Source organism: Olsenella sp. oral taxon 809 str. F0356, from assembly GCF_000233535.1.
GTDB lineage: Bacteria > Actinomycetota > Coriobacteriia > Coriobacteriales > Atopobiaceae > Olsenella_I > Olsenella_I phocaeensis.
Genome location: NZ_JH376563.1, coordinates 705,609 through 725,566, shown reverse-complemented (window position 1 = coordinate 725,566; position 19,958 = coordinate 705,609). Strand labels below are relative to the sequence as shown.

The following is a 19,958-nucleotide window of genomic DNA, read 5'->3' as shown; positions in this document are numbered from 1 at the left end:
TCAAATACCTCCATCGAATAGCGGCTGCGAGTTGCTCGCGCTGCCATTGGCTACTTTTGCTTACGAGGCGCTTCCGCCGTTCTTGCTGACGATCTCCTCGCGGACGTTCTTGGGAACGGGCTCGTAGGAGTCGAACTGCATGGTGTAGGAAGCACGGCCCTGGGTCTGGGAGCGCAGGTCGGTGGCGTAGCCGAACATCTCGCCCAGGGGCACCTTGGCCCTGATGAGCTTGGTGTTGGCACGGTCCTCCATGCCCTCGATCTTGCCGCGGCGGCCGCTCAGGTTGCCCATGACGTCGCCCATGTACTGCTCGGGCGTCTCGACCACGACGGACTCGACGGGCTCGAGGAGCACGGGGTCGGACTTGGCGAGGGCGTTCTTAATCGCCATGGAGCCGGCGATCTTGAAGGCGGCCTCGGAGGAGTCGACCTCGTGGTAGGAGCCGTCGACCAGGGTAACCTTCACGTCCTGGACGGGGTAGCCAGCGATGACGCCGGTCTCCAGAGCCTCCTGGATGCCCTTGTCCACAGAGGGGATGTACTCCTTGGGGATGGAGCCGCCGACGGTGGCGTCGACGAACTCGTAACCAAAGCCGGCCTCCATGGGCTCCAGGTCGATGATGGCGTCGCCGTACTGGCCGCGGCCGCCGGACTGGCGGACGAACTTGCCCTGCACGTGCTGCACGGCCTTGCCGGCGGTCTCGCGGTAGGCGACCTGGGGCTTGCCCACGTTGCACTCGACGTGGAACTCGCGGCGCAGGCGGTCGACGATGATCTCGAGGTGCAGCTCGCCCATGCCGGCGATGATGGTCTGGCCGGTCTCGTGGTCGGTGTGCACCTGGAAAGTCGGGTCTTCCTCGGCGAGCTTGGCCAGGCCTACGGACATCTTGTCCTGCTCGGCCTTGGACTTGGGCTCGACCGCGACGTCGATGACGGGCGCGGCGAACTCGATGGACTCGAGCACGATGGCGTGCTTCTCGTCGCAGAGAGTGTCGCCGGTGGAGGTGTTCTTGAGGCCGACGCAGGCGACGATGTCACCGGCGGAGCACTCCTCGCGGTCGACGCGGTCGTTGGCGTTCATCTCGAGGATGCGGCCCAAGCGCTCGCGGTTGTCCTTGACCGAGTTGTAGACGTAGCTACCGGACTCGGCCTGGCCGGAGTACACGCGGATGTAGGTGAGCTTGCCGACGAAGGGGTCGGTCATGATCTTGAAGGCGAGGGCGGAGAAGGGCTCCTTGGGGTCCGCGTGACGGACCTCGTCCTCGCCCTTCAGGTTCTTGCCGTCGATTTCGGTGACGTCGAGGGGGCTGGGCAGGTAGTCCACGACGGCGTCGAGGAGCTCCTGGATGCCCTTGTTCTTGTAGGCGGAGCCCACGAAGACGGGGTTCATCTCGCCAGCGAGGACGCCCTTGCGGATGGCGGCCTTGAGCTGGTCGACAGAAATCTCCTCCTCCATGAGGATGGCCTCCATGAGCGCGTCGTCGAAGTTGGCGGCGGCGTCGAGGAGCTCCTCGCGCTTCTCGGCCGCGAGCTCGGCGAACTCGTCAGGGATGGAGTCCATGACCTCGGGATAGATCATCCCCTTGGCGTCCTCCTTGAAGTCCCAGGCCTCCATGGTGACGAGGTCGATGAGGCCCCAGAAGTTGGACTCGGCGCCCATGGGAATCTGGGCGGCCACGGCAGCGGCGCCCAGGCGGTCCTTCATGGTCTCGATGGCGTGGAAGAAGTCGGCGCCGACGCGGTCGTACTTGTTGATGAAGGCAATACGGGGCACGCCGTAGTTGGCGGCCTGGCGCCACACGGTCTCGGACTGGGGCTGGACGCCGGCGACGGCATCGAAGACGGCGACGGCACCGTCGAGGACGCGCAGGCAGCGCTCGACCTCGGCCGTGAAGTCGACGTGGCCCGGGGTGTCGATGATCTGGATGACGTGGTCCTTCCAGAAGCAGGTGGTGGCGGCGGAGGTGATGGTCACGCCGCGCTCCTGCTCCTGAACCATCCAGTCCATGGTGGCGGCGCCGTCGTGGACCTCGCCGATCTTGTGGGTCTTGCCGGTGTAGTAGAGGATGCGCTCGGTAGTGGTGGTCTTGCCTGCGTCGATGTGAGCCATGATGCCGATGTTTCGCAGGTCTTCGAGCTTGTACTTAACTTTCGCCATTTCGCTACTTCCTCGAGCCTTCGATTAGAAACGGTAGTGCGAGAAGGCGCGGTTGGCCTCTGCCATCTTGAAGAGGTCCTCGCGACGCTTGACGGAGGCGCCGACGCCGTTGGCGGCGTCCATGATCTCGTTGGCAAGGCGCTCGGCCATGGTCTTCTCCTTGCGGGCGCGGGAGAAGTTCACGATCCAGCGGATGGCCAGCGTGGTGGCACGACGGGAGTTGACCTCCATGGGCACCTGGTAGGTGGCACCACCGACGCGCTTGGGCTTGACCTCGAGGGTCGGGCGCACGTTGTCCATGGCCTTCTTGAAGACGGAGAGGGCGTCCTGCTCGGTCTTGGTGGCGACCATGTCGAAGGCACCGTAGACGATGCGCTCGGCGGTGGCCTTCTTGCCATCGAGGAGGACCTTGTTGATGAGCTGGGTCACGAGACGGTTGTTGTAGACGGCGTCGGGGATGACCTCACGACGAACTGCTGCTGCACGACGCGGCATGTGTATCTCCTAAGAACTGGAAAGGCTGATTCAGGATTTGGGGTCTTACTCCTTGGGGCGCTTCGCGCCATAGCGGGAGCGGGCCTTCTTGCGGTCCTGAACGGCAGCGCAGTCATAGGCGCCGCGGACGATCTTGTAGCGCACGCCGGGGAGGTCGCGGACGCGGCCGCCACGGATGAGGACGATGGAGTGCTCCTGCAGGTTGTGGCCCTCGCCGGGGATGTAGGCCGTGACCTCGATGCCGTTGACGAGGCGCACGCGGGCGACCTTGCGCAGCGCCGAGTTGGGCTTCTTGGGCGTGGTGGTGAAGACGCGGGTGCAGACGCCGCGCTTCTGGGGGTTGTGCTGCAGGGCTGCGTTCTTGGACTTGGCCTTGTGGGACACGCGGCCCTGGCGGACGAGCTGGTTGATGGTAGGCAAAGCTTTCTCCTTCGTAGAGCGTGCGAGTAGGCGGTGCGCGAGCACCTATGTATCAAGGACGGCGCAGCACCGTCGTCCCGGATTGTCATGCGCATGACAGTCGCGACGGGAAACATTACGCCCAATAAGGGCAGATGTCAAAATACCACGGGTCCGGGCGTATCCTTGATTCACCCATATTACACAGGCGAGAGACGGGCCGGGACGCCGGCGGAGAAGCCGTGTGCAACGAGGCGGGCGGGCGCTCGTCGCAGGCGACACGCCGCTGATGCCACCCGCCCCACGCGCGACCGTCGTTCTCTATGCCAATCTATGAAACCGAGGATACAAAACCCCAGTTAGCGAGCCACTCGATTCAGGAGAAGGCATAGAGAACGCATGCGGGCGGGGCGGGTTACGCGGAGGCCTACACAGACTCCTCCGCGGCGTGCCTGAGTCCCGTGGCGATAAGGGCGCTCACGTGGTCGTCTGCCAACGAGTAGATGACGCGCTGGCCGTCTCGCCTGGAGCTTACCAGGCCTCGGTCCCTAAGCAGCCTGAGCTGGTGCGATATGGCGGATTGCGTCACATTGCACGCCTCGGTCAGCTCACCCACGCTCCTCTCGCCCATGACCAGGACGCCAAGGATCTGGAATCGCGTCGAGTCGCTGAGCGCGTCGAAGATCTGCGTGGCACGGTACACGATGTCGTCGCTAGCAAGGCATTCCTCGAGCGTGCACGCCGTCTCTTCCATGGGACTCCCCTCTTCAGGCGCCCGTCCTCCCCCATCGATTCTAGGCAAGAGGGACCTCTCGTACGAGAGGGGCCCGCCACTCTCGTGACGGGCCCCGTGCCAAGCATCCGGGCGAGAGCTACTCCTCGTCGCCGTCCTCGCTCTGCTCCACCTGCGAGAGCAGGTCGTGCAGGGAGCCAAGGTCCTCGTTGATGACCTGGTCGCCCTCGTCGTCAGAGGTCTCGCTGCTGCCACCGATGAGCTCGTCGTCGAAGCTGTGCTTCGCGGGAGCCGCAGTGCCCAGCATGATGTCGTTGTCGGCATCAGGCGAGAACACCATGTTGAGCAGTTGCGAGAGGTCCTCACTGTCCGCCTCGTCCTCGTCGGGCTCGAGGATGTAGAGGAGGTTGCGCGCCTCGAGGCCGTCACGGAGCTCCTCGATCGCCTTGGCGCCGATGCCGTCGATGCGCAGGAGGTCGTCCTCGGTCTTCCCGATGAGGTCACCCACGGTCTCGATGCCGACCTCGCTGAACTTGTTGGTCCAGCGCTGCGACACCCCGAGGTCGTCGAAGAGGTAGAGCTTCGCGTCCTCGCTGGAGAGGGTGCGGCCGTTCTTGGAGTAGACGCCGCCGAAGCCGTAGTCGTCGCCGATCCAGTCGAGCTGCTTGGGCAGCTGGTCCTCGATGCCCTTGAGCCTCTCGGGAGCCCAGTCGGGCAGGCTCTTCGCCATGGGCGAGGTGGGGCCGTCGATGACCTGGCCGTGGTAGGTGAGCTTGACGTCGCCGTACGCCTTGAGGCCGGTGCCTGCGGGAATCTTCTTGCCCACGATGACATTGGACTTGAGGTCCAGCAGGTGGTCGACCTCGCCCTTGATGGCGCTCTCGGTGAGGACGCCGGCGGTGCGGATGAACGACGCGCTCGACAGCCAGGAGTCGATGGAGCTGGCCACCTTGAGGGTGCCCAGGATGACCGGCTCGGCCTCGGGGGGCGTGCCGCCCGCGAGGGCGATGTTGCGCACCGTGTTGGCGAAGACGTAGCGGTCGACGTACTGGCCCAGCAGGTAGGTCGAGTCGCCGGGGTTGGTGACCTGGACGCGACGCAGCATCTGGCGCGCGATGACCTCGATGTGCTTGTCGTTCAGGTCGACGCCCTGGGAGGTGTAGACGTCCTTGACCGACTTGACGAAGGTGTGCATCGTCGACTCGATGTCGGTGAGCTTGCGCAACTTGCGGAAGTTGACGAAGCCGCGGGTCACCTGGTCGCCGGCGCGGACCTCGGCACCGTCCTCGACGCCCGGCATGAAGCGGACGGACGCGGGGACCCTCCACTCGGCCAGGATGCGGCTGGGATCCTCGGTGTCGAGGATGCGCAGCTGGTACTCGGTCTGCTCGGGAGTGATCTGGAGCGTGCCGGTGTAGGGCGCCAGGTCGGCCTCGCGGCCCAGGATCTTCTCGTTGACGTTTCCGACGACGTCGAACATGCGAGCGACGGTGGGCAGGCCCTGCGTGATGTCGTCCGCGCCGGCGACGCCGCCGGAGTGGATCGTACGCATGGTCAGCTGCGTGCCGGGCTCGCCGATGGACTGTGCGGCGATGATACCCACGGAGGTGCCGATGTTGACGGGCCTGCGGGTCGAGAGGTCCCAGCCATAGCACTTCTGGCAGACGCCGTACTTGGACTTGCAGGTCAGAAGGGCGCGGAGCTGGACCTTCTTCAGACCGGCCTCGACCATGGCCTCCAGGTCGGCCTTGGACTCAACGTAGCCGTCCCTCGCGACGATGACCTCGCCGGTCTGGGGGTTGACGATGTCCTCGAGCGCGCAGCGGCCGATCAGGTCGGTGTCGACGTCCGTCTCGCCCGGCTTGACGAGGTCGTAGGTGACGGCCTCGTCGGTGCCGCAGTCTTCCTCGCGCACGATGACGTCCTGCGCGACGTCGACCAGACGACGGGTCAGGTAGCCGGAGTCGGAGGTGTGGGACGCCGTGTCGACCAGGCCCTTGCGGGCGCCGTAGGTCGAGATGAAGTACTCGAGCGGCTCCAGGCCCTCGCGGAAGTTGGCCTTGATGGGCAGGTCGATGGTGTCACCGGACATGTCGGCCATGAGACCTCGCATGCCCGCGAGCTGCCTGAGCTGCGTCTTGGAGCCTCGGGCGCCGGAGTCGGCCATCATGTAGATGGGGTTGTCCTCGGCGAAGCCCTCGAGCATCTTGGTGCCCAGGGTCTCGGTGCACTCGGTCCAGGCGTTGATGACCTCGGCGTGGCGCTCGCGCTCGGAGAGGAAGCCGTCCTCGTAGTACTCGTTGATCTGGTCGACCTTGGCCTGCGCGTCCTCGAGCAGCTCGGGCTTGTCGTCGGGAATCGCGGCGTCCCAGACCGAGATGGTCAGGCCGGCGCGGGTCGCGTAGTGGAAGCCGCTGTGCTTGATGGCGTCCAGGATGGGCTCGACCTCGGCGGTGCTGTAGCGGTCGCAGCAGTCGTTGACGAGCGCCGAGATGTCACTCTTGGACATCTTGAAGTTGATGAAGGGGTAGTCCGCGGGCAGGCACTGCCGGTTGAAGATCACGCGGCCGACGGAGGTCTCGATGCGCACGGGACGCTCGGTGACGTCGTAGTCCCGGAACTGGCCACGGCCCTCCATGACGCGGAAGACCCTCCTGTCGCCCTCGACCACGTTGGCGTCCTCCGAGGAGACGCGCACCGTGACCTTGGCCTGGATGTCCACCCTGTCGCGGCAGTCGTAGGCGTTCATGGCGTCGTCGAAGTCGGCGAAGACGCGCCCCTCTCCCTCGACGCCATCCTTCTGGGTGGTGAGGAAGTACACGCCGAAGACCATGTCCTGCGAGGGGACGGTGAGGACCTTGCCCGACGCGGGCGAGCGCAGGTTGTTGCTCGAGAGCATGAGCACGCGGGCCTCGGTCTGCGCCTCGGTGGAGAGGGGCACGTGGACCGACATCTGGTCGCCGTCGAAGTCCGCGTTGAAGGGAGCGCAGACGAGCGGGTGCAGGTGGATGGCCTTACCCTCGACCAGCACGGGCTCGAAGGCCTGGATGGAGAGGCGGTGCAGGGTCGGCGCGCGGTTGAGCAGCACCAGGCGACCCTTGATGACCTCGTCCAAGACGTCCCAGACGGCCGGGGCGCTGCGGTCGATGGCGCGCTTGGCGCCCTTGATGTTCTCGACCTTGCCCAGCTCGACCAAACGACGCATCACGAAGGGCTTGAAGAGCTCGAGAGCCATGGTGGAGGGCAGGCCGCACTGATGCAGCTTGAGGTGCGGGTCGACGACGATGACCGAGCGGCCGGAGTAGTCGACGCGCTTGCCCAGCAGGTTCTGGCGGAAGCGGCCCTGCTTGCCCTTGAGCGCCTCGGCGAGCGACTTCAGCGGACGCCCGCCACGGCCGGTGACGGGACGGCCGCGGCGGCCGTTGTCGAAGAGCGCGTCCACGGACTCCTGGAGCATGCGCTTCTCGTTGTTTACGATGATCGCCGGGGCGTCGAGGTCGAGCAGGCGCTTGAGGCGGTTGTTGCGGTTGATGACGCGACGGTAGAGGTCGTTGAGGTCGGACGCGGCAAAGCGGCCACCGTCGAGCTGCACCATGGGGCGCAGGTCGGGCGGAATCACGGGCACGACGTCCAGGATCATGTTGGCGGGGTCGTTGTTGCCCTTGAGGAAGGCGTCGACCACCTCCAGGCGCTTGACGGCCTTCTCCTTCTTCTGCTTCTGGGAGTCGGGAGAGGCGACGATGGCGCGCAGCTCCTCGGCCTCCTTGGGCAGGTCGATGGAGCGCAGGAGCTCACGCACGGCCTCGGCGCCCATGCCGCCCTTGAAGTAGATGGAGTAGTAGCGCTTCATCTCGGTGAAGAGACCCTCGTCGGAGATGAGCTCGCGCTCCTGGAGCTGCATGAAGCGCTCGTAGGCGTCGCGACGGAGCTGCTTCTCCTCCTCGTACTCCTCCTCGAGGTCGGCGATGCCCGCGCGGACCTCGTCGGCCGAGAGCGGCTCGATGTCGCTGAACTCGTCCTCAGAGGGCTCGCCCTGGGCCTTCAGGCGCTCTATCTCGTCGTCGCGCTCGGCGTCGAGCTCCTCGAGGTCCGCCGCCAGCTCCTCCTTCAGCTCGTCGGCGTCGGCCTCGCGGGCCTCGGCGTCAATGGAGGTGATGACGTAGCTCGCGAAGTACAGGATCTTCTCCAGGTCCTTGCTCTTGATGTCGAGCAGGCGGGCCAGGGGGAAGCTCGTGGGACTCTTGAAGTACCAGATGTGGCTCACGGGAGCGGCGAGCTCGATGTGGCCCATGCGCTCGCGTCGCACCTTGGCGCTGGTGACCTCGACGCCGCAGCGCTCGCAGACGATGCCCTTGAAGCGGATGCCCTTGTACTTGCCGCAGGCGCACTCCCAGTCCTTGGTGGGACCGAAGATCTTCTCGCAGAAGAGGCCGTCCTTCTCGGGCTTGAGGGTGCGGTAGTTGATGGTCTCGGGCTTCTTGACCTCGCCGTGCGACCAGCTGCGAATCTCGTCGGCGGAGGCGAGCGAGATCTTTATAGCGTCGAAATCGGTGGTATCGAAATCTGCCACGTTCGCTACTCCTTATCGTTGGTGATGTCGCCGACAAGCGCGTCCTCGCCCTTGTCGAGGTCGGCGGAGAGGCCGCCGATCAGGTCGTCGGCGCTCTCGGCGCCCGCGAAGACGTCCACGGGGCTGACGGTCGCTTCGTCCTGCGCGCCGGCCTCGTCCTCGCCGACCTTCTTGTAGGTGATCGGCTCGATGTCCAGGGCCAAGGAGCGGATCTCCTTGACGAGGACCTTGAAGGACTCGGGGATGTCCGGATTGGGGACGTTCTCGCCCTTGACGATGGACTCGTAGGTCTTGACGCGGCCGTTGGTGTCGTCGGACTTCACGGTCATGAGCTCGTGCAGCACGTTGGAGGCACCGTAGGCATAGAGCGCCCACACCTCCATCTCGCCGAAGCGCTGGCCGCCGAACTGGGCCTTGCCGCCCAGCGGCTGCTGGGTGACCAGGGAGTACGGGCCGGTCGAGCGCGCATGGATCTTGTCATCGACCATGTGGCCCAGCTTGAGGATGTAGGAGGTGCCCACGGTGATGGGACTCTTGAAGGCCTCGCCGGTGCGACCGTCGTAGAGCGTCGTCTTGCCCTTCTCGTTGAGCTGGGGGACGAAGTCTATGTCCATGTGCTTGCCGTACTCGCGCATGGCCTTGTTGACCAGGTTGATGTTGGTGCGGCGCAGGGCCTCGGCGACCTCGACGTCGGTCGCGCCGTCGAAGACGGGCGTGGCGACGCGCATGTTGCCCTCGACGACCCTCTTCGAGTCGGGGTCCTCGGTGTCCCAGCCGTGGGCGGCGGCCCAGCCGAGGTGGCACTCGAGCAGCTGGCCGACGTTCATACGAGAGGGGACGCCCAGGGGGTCGAGGAGCACGTCGACGGGGGTGCCGTCGGTCATGTAGGGCATGTCCTCCACGGGCAGGACGTTGCAGACGACGCCCTTGTTGCCGTGGCGGCCGGCAATCTTGTCGCCCTGCTGGATCTTGCGGCGCTGGGCGACGAAGACGCGGACGAGCTCGTTGACTCCTGGCGGGAGGTCGTCGCCCGCCTCGCGGCTGAAGCGCACCACGTCGACGACGCGGCCATAGGCGCCGTGGGGCATCTTGAGGGAGGTGTCGCGGACGTCGTGTGCCTTGGCGCCGAAGATGGCGCGGAGCAGCCTCTCCTCGGCGGTGAGGGCCGTCTCGCCCTTGGGGGTGACCTTGCCCACCAGGATGTCGCCGGGGCCAACCTCGGCGCCAATGCGGATGATGCCGTCGTCGTCCAGGTTGGCGAGCATCTCCTCGGACTGGTTGGGGACCTCGCGGGTGATCTCCTCGGGGCCGAGCTTGGTGTCGCGGGCGTCGATCTCGTGGCGCGAGATGTTGACGGAGGTCAGCAGGTCGTCGCGGACGACGCGCTCGGAGACGATGATGCCGTCCTCGTAGTTGTAGCCCTCCCACGGCATGTAGGCCACGGTGAGATTGGCGCCGAGGGCAAGCTCGCCGTGGTCGACGGAGGGGCCGTCGGTCAGGGGCTCGCCCTGGGCGACGTGCTGGCCCACCTTGACCACCGGGCGGTGGTTGCTGCAGGTGCTCTGGTTGGAGCGCTGGTACTTGGGGAGGTCGTAGCGCTCGGGGCCCCTCTCGGTGTTGACCACCACGTGGGCGGCGTCGACCTCGGTGACGACGCCCTCGTGGGAGGCGCTGATGAGCTCGCCGGAGTCGAGCGCGGCGCGGGCCTCGAGGCCGGTGCCGACGAGGGGGGCGTTGCAGGTGATCAGGGGCACGGCCTGGCGCTGCATGTTGGCACCCATCAGGGTTCGCTTGGCGTCGTCATGCTCGAGGAAGGGGATGAGGTTGGCGGCGACGGAGAGCATCTGGCGAGGCGACACGTCCATGTAGTCGACGGCCGAGACCTCAATCTGGGCGGGCGCGCCGAAGGAGCCGTCGAAGTTGCGGGTGCGCGCGACGACGGTCTCGGGCGCGTAGATGTTGCCCTTGGAGTCGACGGCCACGAACTTGCCTGTCTTGGGGTCCACGGGCACGTCGGCGGGGGCGATGTTGTGGAGCTCCTCCTCGTCGGCAGTCATCCAGTCGACCTCGTCGGTCACCTTTCCGTCAACGACGCGGCGGTAGGGCGACTCGATGAAGCCGTACTCGTTGACGTGGGCGAAGAGGGCCAGCGAGCCGATGAGGCCGATGTTGGGGCCCTCGGGGGTCTCGATGGGGCACATGCGCGCGTAGTGCGAGTTGTGGACGTCGCGGACGGCCGTGGGCACGTTGGTGCGGCGGCTGGAGCCGGACTTGTGGCCGGCAAGGCCGCCGGGGCCGAGGGCCGAGAGGCGCCTCTTGTGGGTAAGCCCGGCCAGGGGGTTAGACTGGTCCATGAACTGCGACAGCTGGGAGGAGCCGTAGAACTCCTTGATGGCCGCGACAATGGGGCGGATGTTGATTAGCGACTGGGGCGTGATGTCGTCAGCGTCCTGGGAGGCCATGCGCTCGCGGATGACGCGCTCCATGCGGCTCATGCCGATGCGGAACTGGTTCTGTACCAGCTCGCCCACGGTGCGGACGCGACGGTTGCCGAAGTGGTCGATGTCATCCAGCTTCTTGGTGGGGTCACCCTCGTGCAGCGCGAGGAGGTAGCGTAGGGCGCTGACGATGTCCTCGCTGGTGATGACCTTCTGCTGGGCGTCGATCTCGAGGCCGAGCTTCTTGTTGATCTTGTAGCGGCCCACGCGCGCGAGGTCGTAGCGCTGGTTGTTGAAGTACAGACTGTCGAGCAGCGAGCGGGCGGAGTCCACGGTGGGGGGCTCGCCGGGGCGCTGGCGGCGGTAGATCTCGATCAGCGCGTCGTCGCGGGTGGTCGCGACGTCACGCTCGAGGGTGGAGCGGACGACCTCGGAGTCGCCCAGGAGGTTCATGATCTCGTCGTCGGACTCGGCGATGCCCAGGGCGCGCAGGAGGACCGTGGCGCTCTGCCGGCGCTTGCGGTCGATGGAGACCACGAGGTGGCCGTGCTTGTCAATCTCGAACTCGAGCCAAGCGCCGCGCGCGGGAATGAACTGCACGTGATGCACCTGGACGCCGTTGTCCAGCTCGGACGAGAAGTAGACGCCGGGCGAGCGCACGAGCTGCGAGACGACGACACGCTCGGTGCCGTTGATGATGAAGGTGCCGCGGTCGGTCATGAGCGGGAAGTCGCCCATGAAGACGAGCTGCTCCTTGATCTCGCCGGTCTCCTTGTTGACGAAGCGCACGTCGACGAAGAGGGGCGCCTGGTACGAGATGTCCTTGGCGCGGCACTCGGCCATGCTGTTGGGGGCATCGCCGAACTGGTGGTCACCAAAGGAGACCTCCATGGTCTTCGCGGAGTTCTCGATGGGAGAGAACTCGGCAAAGGACTCGGCGAGACCCTCGCCCATAAAGCGCTCGAACGACTCCTTCTGCACGGAGATGAGGTTTGGCAGCTCCATAGCGCTGGGGATCTTGCTAAAGCTCATGCGCTCGCGCTGATCCGCCTGTGCGGCTTGGGAAGACTTTGCGGTAGGCACCAGGCACTTCCTCCTTCAACGGTTAAATAGCGGCAGTTGTCGCAATCTAATAAAGTACCTAAGGGCTGCCATTTGGTCAATGAAAAGCCTTGACATATTCGTCATTATTTTGTATGGGAGAACCACGCTCCGACTACCTGCGGTTTTGCCACGGCAATTGTGGAGCGGCTGTGATGGGACGTGAGAGGCTCCTGGAGTTGGCTTGCCCGATCTTGTGGGTGTGGACGGTCTTCTCGCCTAGAGGGAGCGATTCTGTCCACAGGCACAAGAACGAGCGCAAGAACGGGGCTCCGTCTGTGCCTCGAGAGGGTAGCGACGTTCTTTTCTCGTCTGCTCCAGAGGCTTTCGCTCGCGGGAGCCTCGTACGGAACGGCTCTCGGCGGGTTTCCCCAGGAAACCGCTCGCCGCGCGTTCCTTGCCGGTGGCTCGTTGGGACTTTCGCGCCATCGGCGTTACGAAAGAATACGTCAGGCGAGAAAACGGGTGATTCCGACACGGAGACGTTCTCCATTCCGTCGCTTTCGTCAGTTGATGCCCCAGCCAGCCGGCAAAGATTGTCCACGCGCGCTGTTGTGGCGGACGGGCGACGCCCGCTTCGGACGAAAAAGGGTCCGGGCATATGCCCGGACCCCGAGCGACCTGAGTCGCTGAGCTAGCGTGTCAAGACCCCAGTTACTTCAGGGTGACGGTGGCGCCGGCCTCCTCGAGCTGCTTCTTGGCGGCCTCGGCGTCCTCCTTCTTGGCACCCTCGAGGAGCACCTTGGGGGCACCCTCGACGGCCTCCTTGGCCTCCTTCAGGCCAAGGGAGGTGAGGGCGCGGACGACCTTGATGACGGCGATCTTGTTGGAGCCGAAGGAGGTCAGCTCGACGTCGAAGTTGGTCTTCTCCTCCTCCTCGGCGGCAGCCGCGGGAGCGGCGGCGGCGACGGCGACGGGAGCGGCGGCGGAGACGCCGAAGACGTCCTCCAGCTCGTGAACCAGCTCGGAAAGCTCGAGGGCGGGCATCTCCTTGAGGGCCTCGATGATCTCATCCTTGGTGACAGCCATGTCAATTCTCCTTTGTGTGAGGGCACGGGCGTGCCCTGCGACCTTTGCTTGGTGCGATGGGGCTTACGCGGCGTTCTTCTGGTCGACGACGGCCTGGAGCGCAGTGGCGAGGCCACGGGCGGGACCGGCGCAAACCTGGGCGATGCCCGAAAGCGGGCTGGCGACCACGTAGACGAGCTTGGCCATGAGCTCCTCGCGGGAGGCGAGCTCGGAGTAGGCCTTGGCCTCGTCGGCGTCGAGCGCCTTGCCATCTGCGATGGCGCCGATCCACTCGATCTTCTTGAGTGCCTCGGCCTCCTTCTTGATGACCTTTGCGGCATCGACGGGGTCGTTCTCGTAGAAGACGTAGGCGCAGGTGCCGACGAGCTTCTCGCTCACGTCGGGCAGGCCGGCCTCCTTGAGGGCGATGTTCACGATGCTGTTCTTGTAGACCTTCATCGTGGCACCGGCCTCGCGCAGGGCGCGACGCAGCTCCTGGGTCTCCTTGACTGAGAGGCCGCGATAGTCGATGAAGAAGACGCCCTTCGACGCCTCGATAGACTTGTTGACCTTCTCGAGCATGTTGATCTTGGACTGTGCTGGCATTGAATACACCTCCTTGGAACGCGCTAGGGCACGAGCCGCCGACACGGGCGGGCCTTCACGCGAAAGACCCCGCTAGGCGCGCGGCCAAAGCGGGGTCCAAGAAGACGTTTCTTTAGACCACCTCGGCAGGCGGGTCTCCCCTTTGAGCCTTGCGGCACCGACTGTCTTTGGCAGCGGACGTGCGATGTATGGTTTGCTCTTTCGAGCATTGTAGATTCTTGCACCCAAGAATCGGGCTGTCAAGCTCACCTGTGCCGCACGGCCCTCTTCACAAGAAAGCCCCATGGCCGCTGCCATGGGGCTTCGTCAAATCAGGCTTTGCCTCGACCTACGCGGTGAAGTCGCGCGTGACGGAGGAGTCGACCCTCACGCCGGGGCCCATCGTGGAGGACACGACGACGCTCTTGACGTAGCGACCCTTGGCGGTGGAGGGCTTGACGCGGAGAAGCTCGGAGTACAGGGCCCCGTAGTTCTCGGCCAACGCCTCGGCGGTAAAGGACACCTTGCCCATGGGGACGTGGCAGATGCCGTAGCGGTCGGCGCGGTACTCGACACGGCCTGCCTTGAGCTCCTTGACCATCTTCTCGACGTCCATGGTCACGGTGCCCAGCTTGGGGTTGGGCATCAGGCCGCGGGGGCCGAGGATGCGGCCCAGGCGACCGACCTTGCCCATGAGGTTGGGCGTGGCGATGACTGCGTCGAAATTGATGTTGCCGGCCTGGATGTCGGCGACGAGCTCGTCGGAGCCGACGATGTCTGCGCCGGCGGCCTCGGCCTCGCGCGCCTTCTCGCCCTCCGCGAAGACGGCAACGCGCACGTCCTTGCCCGTGCCGTTGGGCAGCGAGATGGAGCCGCGGACGTTCTGGTCGGCCTTGCGGGTGTCGACACCCAGGCGGACGGCGACCTCGACGGTCTCGTCGAACTTGGCAGTCGAGAGCTCCTTGACGAGGGCCATGGCCTCCTTGGGGCCGTAGGCCTTGCCGGCCTCGACCTTGGCGGCGGCTCCCGTGTAGTTCTTTCCGTGCTTAGGCATGCTTTCCTCCTATGTGGTCAAGCGGGCGCGAGCCCTCCCACGTGGTAGTTGCCAGGTAGCCCGTGCTACTCGGCGATGGTGACGCCCATGGAGCGGGCGGTACCGGCGACGATGGCCTTGGCGGCCTCGATGTCGTTGGCGTTGAGGTCGGGCATCTTGATCTCGGCGATCTTGGTGAGCTGCTCCTGGGTGAGCTGACCGACCTTGTCGCGCTGGGGGACGCCGGAACCGCTCTTGAGCTTGAGCTCCTTCTTGATGAGCTGGGCCGCGGGAGGGGTCTTGGTCACGAAGTCGAAGGAGCGGTCCTCGTAGACGGTGATCTCGACGGGGATGATGTCTCCGGCCTTGTCCTGCGTGGCCGCGTTGAAGGCCTGGCAGAACTGCATGATGTTGACCTGGGCGGCACCGAGGGCGGGGCCTACCGGAGGCGCGGGGTTGGCCTGGCCGGCGGGAATCTGAAGCTTGATGAAGCGAGTGACCTTCTTCTTGGGCATCTCTGTCTCCTGCGTTCGACGTGTGCGTGCGGCATATCTAGTTCCGGCCCCGAGAAGCAATCCTCACCGATACCGGGGTCGAAGGGAAATCTAGGCGATGGTGACGACCTGGTCCAGGGTGAGCTCGACGGAGGTCTCGCGGCCAAAGATCGCGAGCATGACCTTGACCTTGCCGGCCTCGGGCATGACCTCGGCCACCTGTCCGTCGAAGTCCGCGAGCGGGCCGTTGACGACCTTGACGGCCATGCCGGGCTCGAGGTTCGTGGTGGTGTGCTTCGGGACCTCCTGCGCGCCGCGCGGGTTGGTGCGGCGCATGATCTTGTTGAACTCGCTGCGACGCAGGGGCGTGGGCTTGCCGTCGATGCCGACGAAGCCCGTGACGCCGGGGGTGTTGCGGACGACGGCCCAGGAGTTGTCGTCCACCTCCATGCGGACGAGGACGTAGCCGGGGAAGACCTTGTTCTCCTTGGTCTCCCTCTTGCCGCCGTCCTTGATCTCGGTCACCTGCTCGGTGGGAATCTGGATGTCGACGATCTGGTCCTCGAGGCCGTAGGTCTCGATGCGGTGCTCGAGGTCGGTCTTGACCTTGTTCTCGTAGCCCGAATAAGTGTGAACGACGTACCAGCGCTTAGCCATGCCCTACCCCCTCAGTCCGGTGAAGCCGACGAGAAGGGCGACGAAGCCGGTGTCCACGAGCCAGACCAGGATGCCGAAGACGACCAGCATCACGATGACCGCGACGGAGTAGCTCTTGAGCTCGGGCTTGCTCGGCCACACGACGCGGCGCATCTCGGTCTTGACGTCAGAGAGGTAGCTCCGGAGCCTGGACCTCTTCTTGGCCTTGGCCGGCTTCGACGCCTTGGACGAAGACAGGTTGGAGGACTGGCCGGACTTCTTGGAAGTCGACTTGGCATCCTCGGCGGAGGCCGAGGCCCTTGCGGCCTCGCGCTCGGCACGCTCCTGCTGGCGTGCCTGGCGTGCGCTCCTCTTCTGACGCTCTTTCTTTGCCATCCTCAAACCCCTCTGGGGCAAATGCCCCTTCTCATAGAAACCGGCTAACCTCCGAGGAGGAAAGCCGGTGGTGTTAGCTGGCAGGCCAGGAAGGACTCGAACCCTCAACAAACGGTTTTGGAGACCGCCGCTCTACCATTGGAGCTACTGGCCTATGTCGACTCTATTTTAGCGAGTCTCCCTGTGAAGGGTATGCTTGTGGCACCACGGGCAATACTTCTTCAACTCCATGCGATCGGGAGTGTTGGACTTGTTCTTGTCGGTGGTGTAGTTGCGACGCTTGCACTCGGTGCATGCGAGGGTAACCATTGTGCGCATAGATCCTCCTGTAGGACAGCCGCCGTCAAGACTATCTCGATGGCGACGCGATGGAATACGTTACTATCCGTCAGCCGATTCTGTCAACTATTTTGCTCTTCGCGCCTGGCCTCAACAAAACCACCAAAAGTGGGGCTGCTCTCACCTGGCGCTCGGCCCAGGGACAGAGAAGGGCCCGGCACCCTCCGAGGAGGGCACCGGGCCCAAAGGTCGTTCTAGAGACTAGGAGGCCTAGCTACTCGACGATCGTGGAGACACGGCCGTCGCCGACGGTGTGGCCACCCTCGCGGATTGCGAACTTGAGGCCCTGCTCCATGGCGATGGGGTGAATGAGCTCGCAGGTGACGGTCACGTGGTCGCCAGGCATGGCCATCTCAACCTTGGCGCCGTTGGCGTCGGTGAGCTCCTGGATGTCGCCCGTCACGTCAGTGGTGCGGAAGTAGAACTGGGGACGATAGCCGGAGAAGAACGGGGTGTGACGGCCACCCTCCTCCTTGGTGAGGACGTAGATCTCGCCGGTGAACTTCTTGTGGGGGGTCACCGAGCCGGGCTTGCAGAGGACCTGACCGCGCTGGATGTCCTCGCGCTTGACGCCGCGGAGCAGGATGCCCACGTTGTCGCCAGCCTCGCAGAAGTCCATGGTCTTGCGGAACATCTCGATGCCGGTGGCGACGGAGGTCTGGGTCTCCTTGATGCCGACGATCTCGACCTGGTCGTTGAGCTTGAGCTCGCCGCGCTCGACACGACCGGTGGCGACGGTGCCGCGGCCGGAGATGGTCATGACGTCCTCGATGGCCATCAGGAAGGGCTTCTCGTTGTCACGGGCGGGCGTGGGGATGTAGGAGTCGACCTGGTGCATGAGCTCCACCACGGAGTCGACCCACTTCTGCTCGCCGTTGAGGGCGCCCAGCGCGGAGCCGCGGATGATGGGGAGGTCGTCTCCGGGGAAGTCGTACTCGGAGAGGAGGTCGCGGGTCTCCATCTCGACGAGGTCGATGAGCTCGTCGTCGTCGACCATGTCGCACTTGTTCAGGAAGACGATGATGTAGGGCACGCCGACCTGACGGGCGAGGAGGATGTGCTCGCGGGTCTGGGCCATGGGGCCGTCGGTGGCGGCGATGACGAGAATCGCGCCGTCCATCTGGGCGGCACCAGAGATCATGTTCTTGACGTAGTCGGCGTGGCCGGGGCAGTCGACGTGGGCGTAGTGGCGCTCCCAGGTCTCGTACTCGACGTGGGCGACGGAGATGGTGATGCCGCGCTGGCGCTCCTCGGGTGCCTTGTCGATGTTCTCGAAGGCGGTGTAGTCGGCCTTGCAGCCCTCGGTCTCGGAGAGGACCTTGGTGATGGCCGCGGTCAGCGTGGTCTTGCCGTGGTCGACGTGACCAATGGTACCGATGTTTACGTGCGGCTTGCTACGATCGAACTTCTGCTTGGCCATTGCCGTCCTCCTTTAGAAACAACCCTTACGGCCTTTGCTGCTTTTATACTTCAAACGGGGCCGAAGCCCCGTAAGAATTCTGGTACCGGTGACTGGATTCGAACCAGTGACATCGCGGGTATGAGCCGCGTGCTCTAACCAGCTGAGCTACACCGGCAGGTGCCTGCCTGAAATGGAGCCCGCGACCGGATTCGAACCGGTGACCTCTTCGTTACCAACGAAGTGCTCTACCGACTGAGCTACACGGGCCTGGAATGGTGGGGATGCCTGGACTCGAACCAGGGAACCCAGAGGGAGCGGATTTACAGTCCGCCGCAGTTGCCGCTGTGCCACATCCCCATTCCAATTTTCAAGCCGCTCGCTTGGGTTACCCCTTGCAAGCGGAAGTGATATTACGACGCCAAAAAAGCGTTGTCAACGGAATCTATCCTAATCCACGCACCCGGGCGTATCTCACGCACGATTCCTGCACAAACGTTTTGGACAGGACCCTTTTTGCGGCCCCTCTCGCCTGGTTCTTCCGGGCGAGGGGAGAGGTCGTACGACGCGGCGCGACGCGGCGAGCCTTGCCCTCGCATGGAAGGGGCCCACCCATACTGGGCGGGCCCGGACATGCGTGGAGCTGGTGGCCGGGCTCGAACCGGCGACAACTAGTTTACAAGACTAGGGCTCTACCAACTGAGCTACACCAGCATGCGCATTGATGATAGCGAAAGCCCGCCCGGCGGTGGGCCACGACGCGCTCGACGGCCACCGAGCAGGTGGGGCAACCGGGCACAAGCGCCTCGGCCCGCCCGGGGCGTTAGGACCTTCCCAGCAGCTCGTCTAGACGCGCGCGCGTCCGCGCGTCGAGGCGGTCCTCGAGCGTGAGCTTGGCATGGGTGCGGTCGGCGAGCTCGCGCCCGATGTCCGCGTTCATGTGGGCGACGTTGGCCACCAGGACGTCGCTCGAGACCCTGGTGACGGGAATCCCGCCCACCGTGGCGCGGATTGTGTTGTCGGAGGTGATAACCGTGACCTCGCGGGGCTGCAGGCGCGCACCCGTGACCAGGCGCTCTATGACGGAGTCGGCAGACTCGCCCACCTGCGAGAACATCACGCGGATCCCGGCCTTGCCCAGGTTGGGGCGGTCGGGAGAGACGTTGCCCGCCGCGTCGAAGACCACGACGGCGTCGTAGCTCCCCTGGGCGTAGGCGGCCACGTCAGCTATGAGAAGCTCGCGGGCGCGGTCGAAGGGATCGCCCTCCCCAGAGGCCTCGTCCACGACGGCCATGTAGCGGCTGGACTTGAAGATGACGTTGTAGCCGTCGACCACCAGGAGTTCGGAGGGCCTACTCATCCGCCCCTCCCGCCATGGTCCGTCGCAGCCACTCGTAGCAGAGGGCGGTCGCGGCCTGGGCCACGTTGAGCGACTCGACCCGTCCGCGCTGCGGCAGGCGGCACTCGAAGTCGCACTTCTCGCGCACCAGACGGGAGATGCCCTCCCCCTCCGAGCCCACGACCAGGGCGAGCCTGCCCTCGAGGGGGGCATGCCAGAGGTCCTGCTCCGCGTGCTCCGTGCCGCCGGCAGCCCAGAAGCCCGCCTCCTTGAGGCGGCCGAGCGCGGCGGCGAGGTTCGACACCTGGGCGATGGGCAGGTGCAGGACGGCGCCGGCGGAGGTCTTGTAGGCACCCACGCCGACTCCGGCCGCGCGGACCTTGGGGATGACGACGCCCGCCGCCCCCACGACCTCCGCCGAGCGGACGATGGCTCCGAAGTTGCCCTCGTCAGTCACGTGGTCGAGCACGAGCACAAGGGCGGGGCCCTGCCCCGCGGCCTCGACCACGTCGTCCAGGCTGGCATACGCATAGGGCTTCACCTGCACGGCTATGCCTTGGTGGGCGCCATGCGAGCTGATGGCGTCGAGTTTGGCGCGCGGAACCGTCCTGGACCGGGACGCCGGCGTCGGCGAGCCTGCCCACGAGCGAGGCGAGAGTCGGGTCCGCGCCGTCGCTCCCCGCGCTGACCAGCGCCCGCCTGAGGGGAATCCCCGCCTCGAGCGCCTCGGCGCAGGCGCGCCTGCCCTCGATGTAGTCTCCGGAGGGGCGGACGGTCTGGCCGTCGGGGCGAGAGGGACGCTCGACCCCTGGCCGGGGACCGTCCCCGCGCCCGGG

Annotated in this window: 15 protein-coding genes, 5 tRNA genes and 1 pseudogene; all 21 read right to left on the bottom strand. The window is 65.3% G+C overall.

What is annotated here, in order from left to right; translation table 11 throughout:
• Nucleotides 1–60: 60 nt before the first annotated feature.
• Nucleotides 61–2,157, bottom strand: a complete 2,097-nt coding sequence (gene fusA, locus HMPREF1008_RS03270) for an elongation factor G (protein WP_009278408.1) — start codon at nucleotides 2,155–2,157, stop codon at nucleotides 61–63.
• A gap of 24 nt (nucleotides 2,158–2,181) precedes the next feature.
• Nucleotides 2,182–2,652, bottom strand: coding sequence for a 30S ribosomal protein S7 (gene rpsG, locus HMPREF1008_RS03265; protein ID WP_009278407.1), 471 nt, complete (start codon nucleotides 2,650–2,652; stop codon nucleotides 2,182–2,184).
• 45 nt (nucleotides 2,653–2,697) lie between these two features.
• The gene (rpsL, locus tag HMPREF1008_RS03260) at nucleotides 2,698–3,072 is read right to left on the bottom strand and encodes a 30S ribosomal protein S12 (protein WP_009278406.1); all 375 of its coding nucleotides are present in this window, start codon (nucleotides 3,070–3,072) and stop codon (nucleotides 2,698–2,700) included.
• A 406-nt stretch (nucleotides 3,073–3,478) separates the two neighbouring features.
• Nucleotides 3,479–3,805 carry a helix-turn-helix transcriptional regulator gene (locus HMPREF1008_RS03255; protein ID WP_009278405.1) on the bottom strand — a complete coding sequence of 109 codons (327 nt, stop codon included), beginning with the start codon at nucleotides 3,803–3,805 and terminating at the stop codon, nucleotides 3,479–3,481.
• Between the two features lie 118 nt (nucleotides 3,806–3,923).
• Nucleotides 3,924–8,354, bottom strand: coding sequence for a DNA-directed RNA polymerase subunit beta' (locus HMPREF1008_RS03250; protein ID WP_009278404.1), 4,431 nt, complete (start codon nucleotides 8,352–8,354; stop codon nucleotides 3,924–3,926).
• Nucleotides 8,355–8,359: 5 nt separating this feature from the next.
• Nucleotides 8,360–11,824 carry a DNA-directed RNA polymerase subunit beta gene (locus tag HMPREF1008_RS03245; protein ID WP_232202823.1) on the bottom strand — a complete coding sequence of 1,155 codons (3,465 nt, stop codon included), beginning with the start codon at nucleotides 11,822–11,824 and terminating at the stop codon, nucleotides 8,360–8,362.
• Between the two features lie 723 nt (nucleotides 11,825–12,547).
• Nucleotides 12,548–12,922, bottom strand: coding sequence for a 50S ribosomal protein L7/L12 (gene rplL, locus HMPREF1008_RS03240; RefSeq protein WP_009278402.1), 375 nt, complete (start codon nucleotides 12,920–12,922; stop codon nucleotides 12,548–12,550).
• A gap of 63 nt (nucleotides 12,923–12,985) precedes the next feature.
• Nucleotides 12,986–13,507: a 50S ribosomal protein L10 gene (gene rplJ / locus HMPREF1008_RS03235; protein WP_009278401.1), complete on the bottom strand. Its 522-nt coding sequence runs from the start codon at nucleotides 13,505–13,507 to the stop codon at nucleotides 12,986–12,988.
• A 328-nt stretch (nucleotides 13,508–13,835) separates the two neighbouring features.
• Nucleotides 13,836–14,540, bottom strand: coding sequence for a 50S ribosomal protein L1 (rplA, locus tag HMPREF1008_RS03230; protein WP_009278400.1), 705 nt, complete (start codon nucleotides 14,538–14,540; stop codon nucleotides 13,836–13,838).
• 65 nt (nucleotides 14,541–14,605) lie between these two features.
• Nucleotides 14,606–15,034, bottom strand: coding sequence for a 50S ribosomal protein L11 (rplK, locus tag HMPREF1008_RS03225; protein WP_009278399.1), 429 nt, complete (start codon nucleotides 15,032–15,034; stop codon nucleotides 14,606–14,608).
• A gap of 90 nt (nucleotides 15,035–15,124) precedes the next feature.
• Entirely contained in the window at nucleotides 15,125–15,670 is a 546-nt protein-coding gene (nusG, locus tag HMPREF1008_RS03220; RefSeq protein ID WP_009278398.1) for a transcription termination/antitermination protein NusG, read from the bottom strand.
• 3 nt (nucleotides 15,671–15,673) lie between these two features.
• Nucleotides 15,674–16,045 carry a preprotein translocase subunit SecE gene (gene secE / locus HMPREF1008_RS03215; protein ID WP_009278397.1) on the bottom strand — a complete coding sequence of 124 codons (372 nt, stop codon included), beginning with the start codon at nucleotides 16,043–16,045 and terminating at the stop codon, nucleotides 15,674–15,676.
• A gap of 78 nt (nucleotides 16,046–16,123) precedes the next feature.
• A tRNA-Trp gene (locus HMPREF1008_RS03210) sits at nucleotides 16,124–16,199 on the bottom strand.
• 14 nt (nucleotides 16,200–16,213) lie between these two features.
• Nucleotides 16,214–16,363: a 50S ribosomal protein L33 gene (gene rpmG, locus HMPREF1008_RS03205; protein WP_009278396.1), complete on the bottom strand. Its 150-nt coding sequence runs from the start codon at nucleotides 16,361–16,363 to the stop codon at nucleotides 16,214–16,216.
• 235 nt (nucleotides 16,364–16,598) lie between these two features.
• On the bottom strand, nucleotides 16,599–17,804 hold the full coding sequence (tuf, locus tag HMPREF1008_RS03200) for an elongation factor Tu (RefSeq protein ID WP_009278395.1): 1,206 nt from the start codon (nucleotides 17,802–17,804) through the stop codon (nucleotides 16,599–16,601).
• Nucleotides 17,805–17,884: 80 nt separating this feature from the next.
• A tRNA-Met gene (locus tag HMPREF1008_RS03195) sits at nucleotides 17,885–17,961 on the bottom strand.
• 16 nt (nucleotides 17,962–17,977) lie between these two features.
• Nucleotides 17,978–18,053 (bottom strand) — tRNA-Thr (locus HMPREF1008_RS03190).
• Between the two features lie 6 nt (nucleotides 18,054–18,059).
• Nucleotides 18,060–18,143 (bottom strand) — tRNA-Tyr (locus tag HMPREF1008_RS03185).
• 278 nt (nucleotides 18,144–18,421) lie between these two features.
• Nucleotides 18,422–18,497: transfer RNA gene (locus HMPREF1008_RS03180), tRNA-Thr, on the bottom strand.
• A gap of 109 nt (nucleotides 18,498–18,606) precedes the next feature.
• Nucleotides 18,607–19,143, bottom strand: coding sequence for an NYN domain-containing protein (locus tag HMPREF1008_RS03175; protein WP_009278394.1), 537 nt, complete (start codon nucleotides 19,141–19,143; stop codon nucleotides 18,607–18,609).
• A pseudogene (rlmB, locus tag HMPREF1008_RS10145) lies at nucleotides 19,136–19,958 on the bottom strand (23S rRNA (guanosine(2251)-2'-O)-methyltransferase RlmB); the annotation flags it as partial. The gene HMPREF1008_RS03175 and the pseudogene rlmB, both read right to left, overlap by 8 nt.

What these genes read in the sequence shown, in the direction of transcription:
- fusA (WP_009278408.1), bottom strand. Translation starts at nt 2,157, where the DNA reads ATGGCGAAAGTTAAGTACAAGCTCGAAGACCTGCGAAACATCGGCATC.
- rpsG (WP_009278407.1), bottom strand. Translation starts at nt 2,652, where the DNA reads ATGCCGCGTCGTGCAGCAGCAGTTCGTCGTGAGGTCATCCCCGACGCC.
- HMPREF1008_RS03255 (WP_009278405.1), bottom strand. Translation starts at nt 3,805, where the DNA reads ATGGAAGAGACGGCGTGCACGCTCGAGGAATGCCTTGCTAGCGACGAC.
- HMPREF1008_RS03245 (WP_232202823.1), bottom strand. Translation starts at nt 11,824, where the DNA reads ATGAGCTTTAGCAAGATCCCCAGCGCTATGGAGCTGCCAAACCTCATC.
- rplL (WP_009278402.1), bottom strand. Translation starts at nt 12,922, where the DNA reads ATGGCTGTCACCAAGGATGAGATCATCGAGGCCCTCAAGGAGATGCCC.
- rplJ (WP_009278401.1), bottom strand. Translation starts at nt 13,507, where the DNA reads ATGCCAGCACAGTCCAAGATCAACATGCTCGAGAAGGTCAACAAGTCT.
- rplA (WP_009278400.1), bottom strand. Translation starts at nt 14,540, where the DNA reads ATGCCTAAGCACGGAAAGAACTACACGGGAGCCGCCGCCAAGGTCGAG.
- rplK (WP_009278399.1), bottom strand. Translation starts at nt 15,034, where the DNA reads ATGCCCAAGAAGAAGGTCACTCGCTTCATCAAGCTTCAGATTCCCGCC.
- nusG (WP_009278398.1), bottom strand. Translation starts at nt 15,670, where the DNA reads ATGGCTAAGCGCTGGTACGTCGTTCACACTTATTCGGGCTACGAGAAC.
- secE (WP_009278397.1), bottom strand. Translation starts at nt 16,045, where the DNA reads ATGGCAAAGAAAGAGCGTCAGAAGAGGAGCGCACGCCAGGCACGCCAG.
- rpmG (WP_009278396.1), bottom strand. Translation starts at nt 16,363, where the DNA reads ATGCGCACAATGGTTACCCTCGCATGCACCGAGTGCAAGCGTCGCAAC.
- tuf (WP_009278395.1), bottom strand. Translation starts at nt 17,804, where the DNA reads ATGGCCAAGCAGAAGTTCGATCGTAGCAAGCCGCACGTAAACATCGGT.
- HMPREF1008_RS03175 (WP_009278394.1), bottom strand. Translation starts at nt 19,143, where the DNA reads ATGAGTAGGCCCTCCGAACTCCTGGTGGTCGACGGCTACAACGTCATC.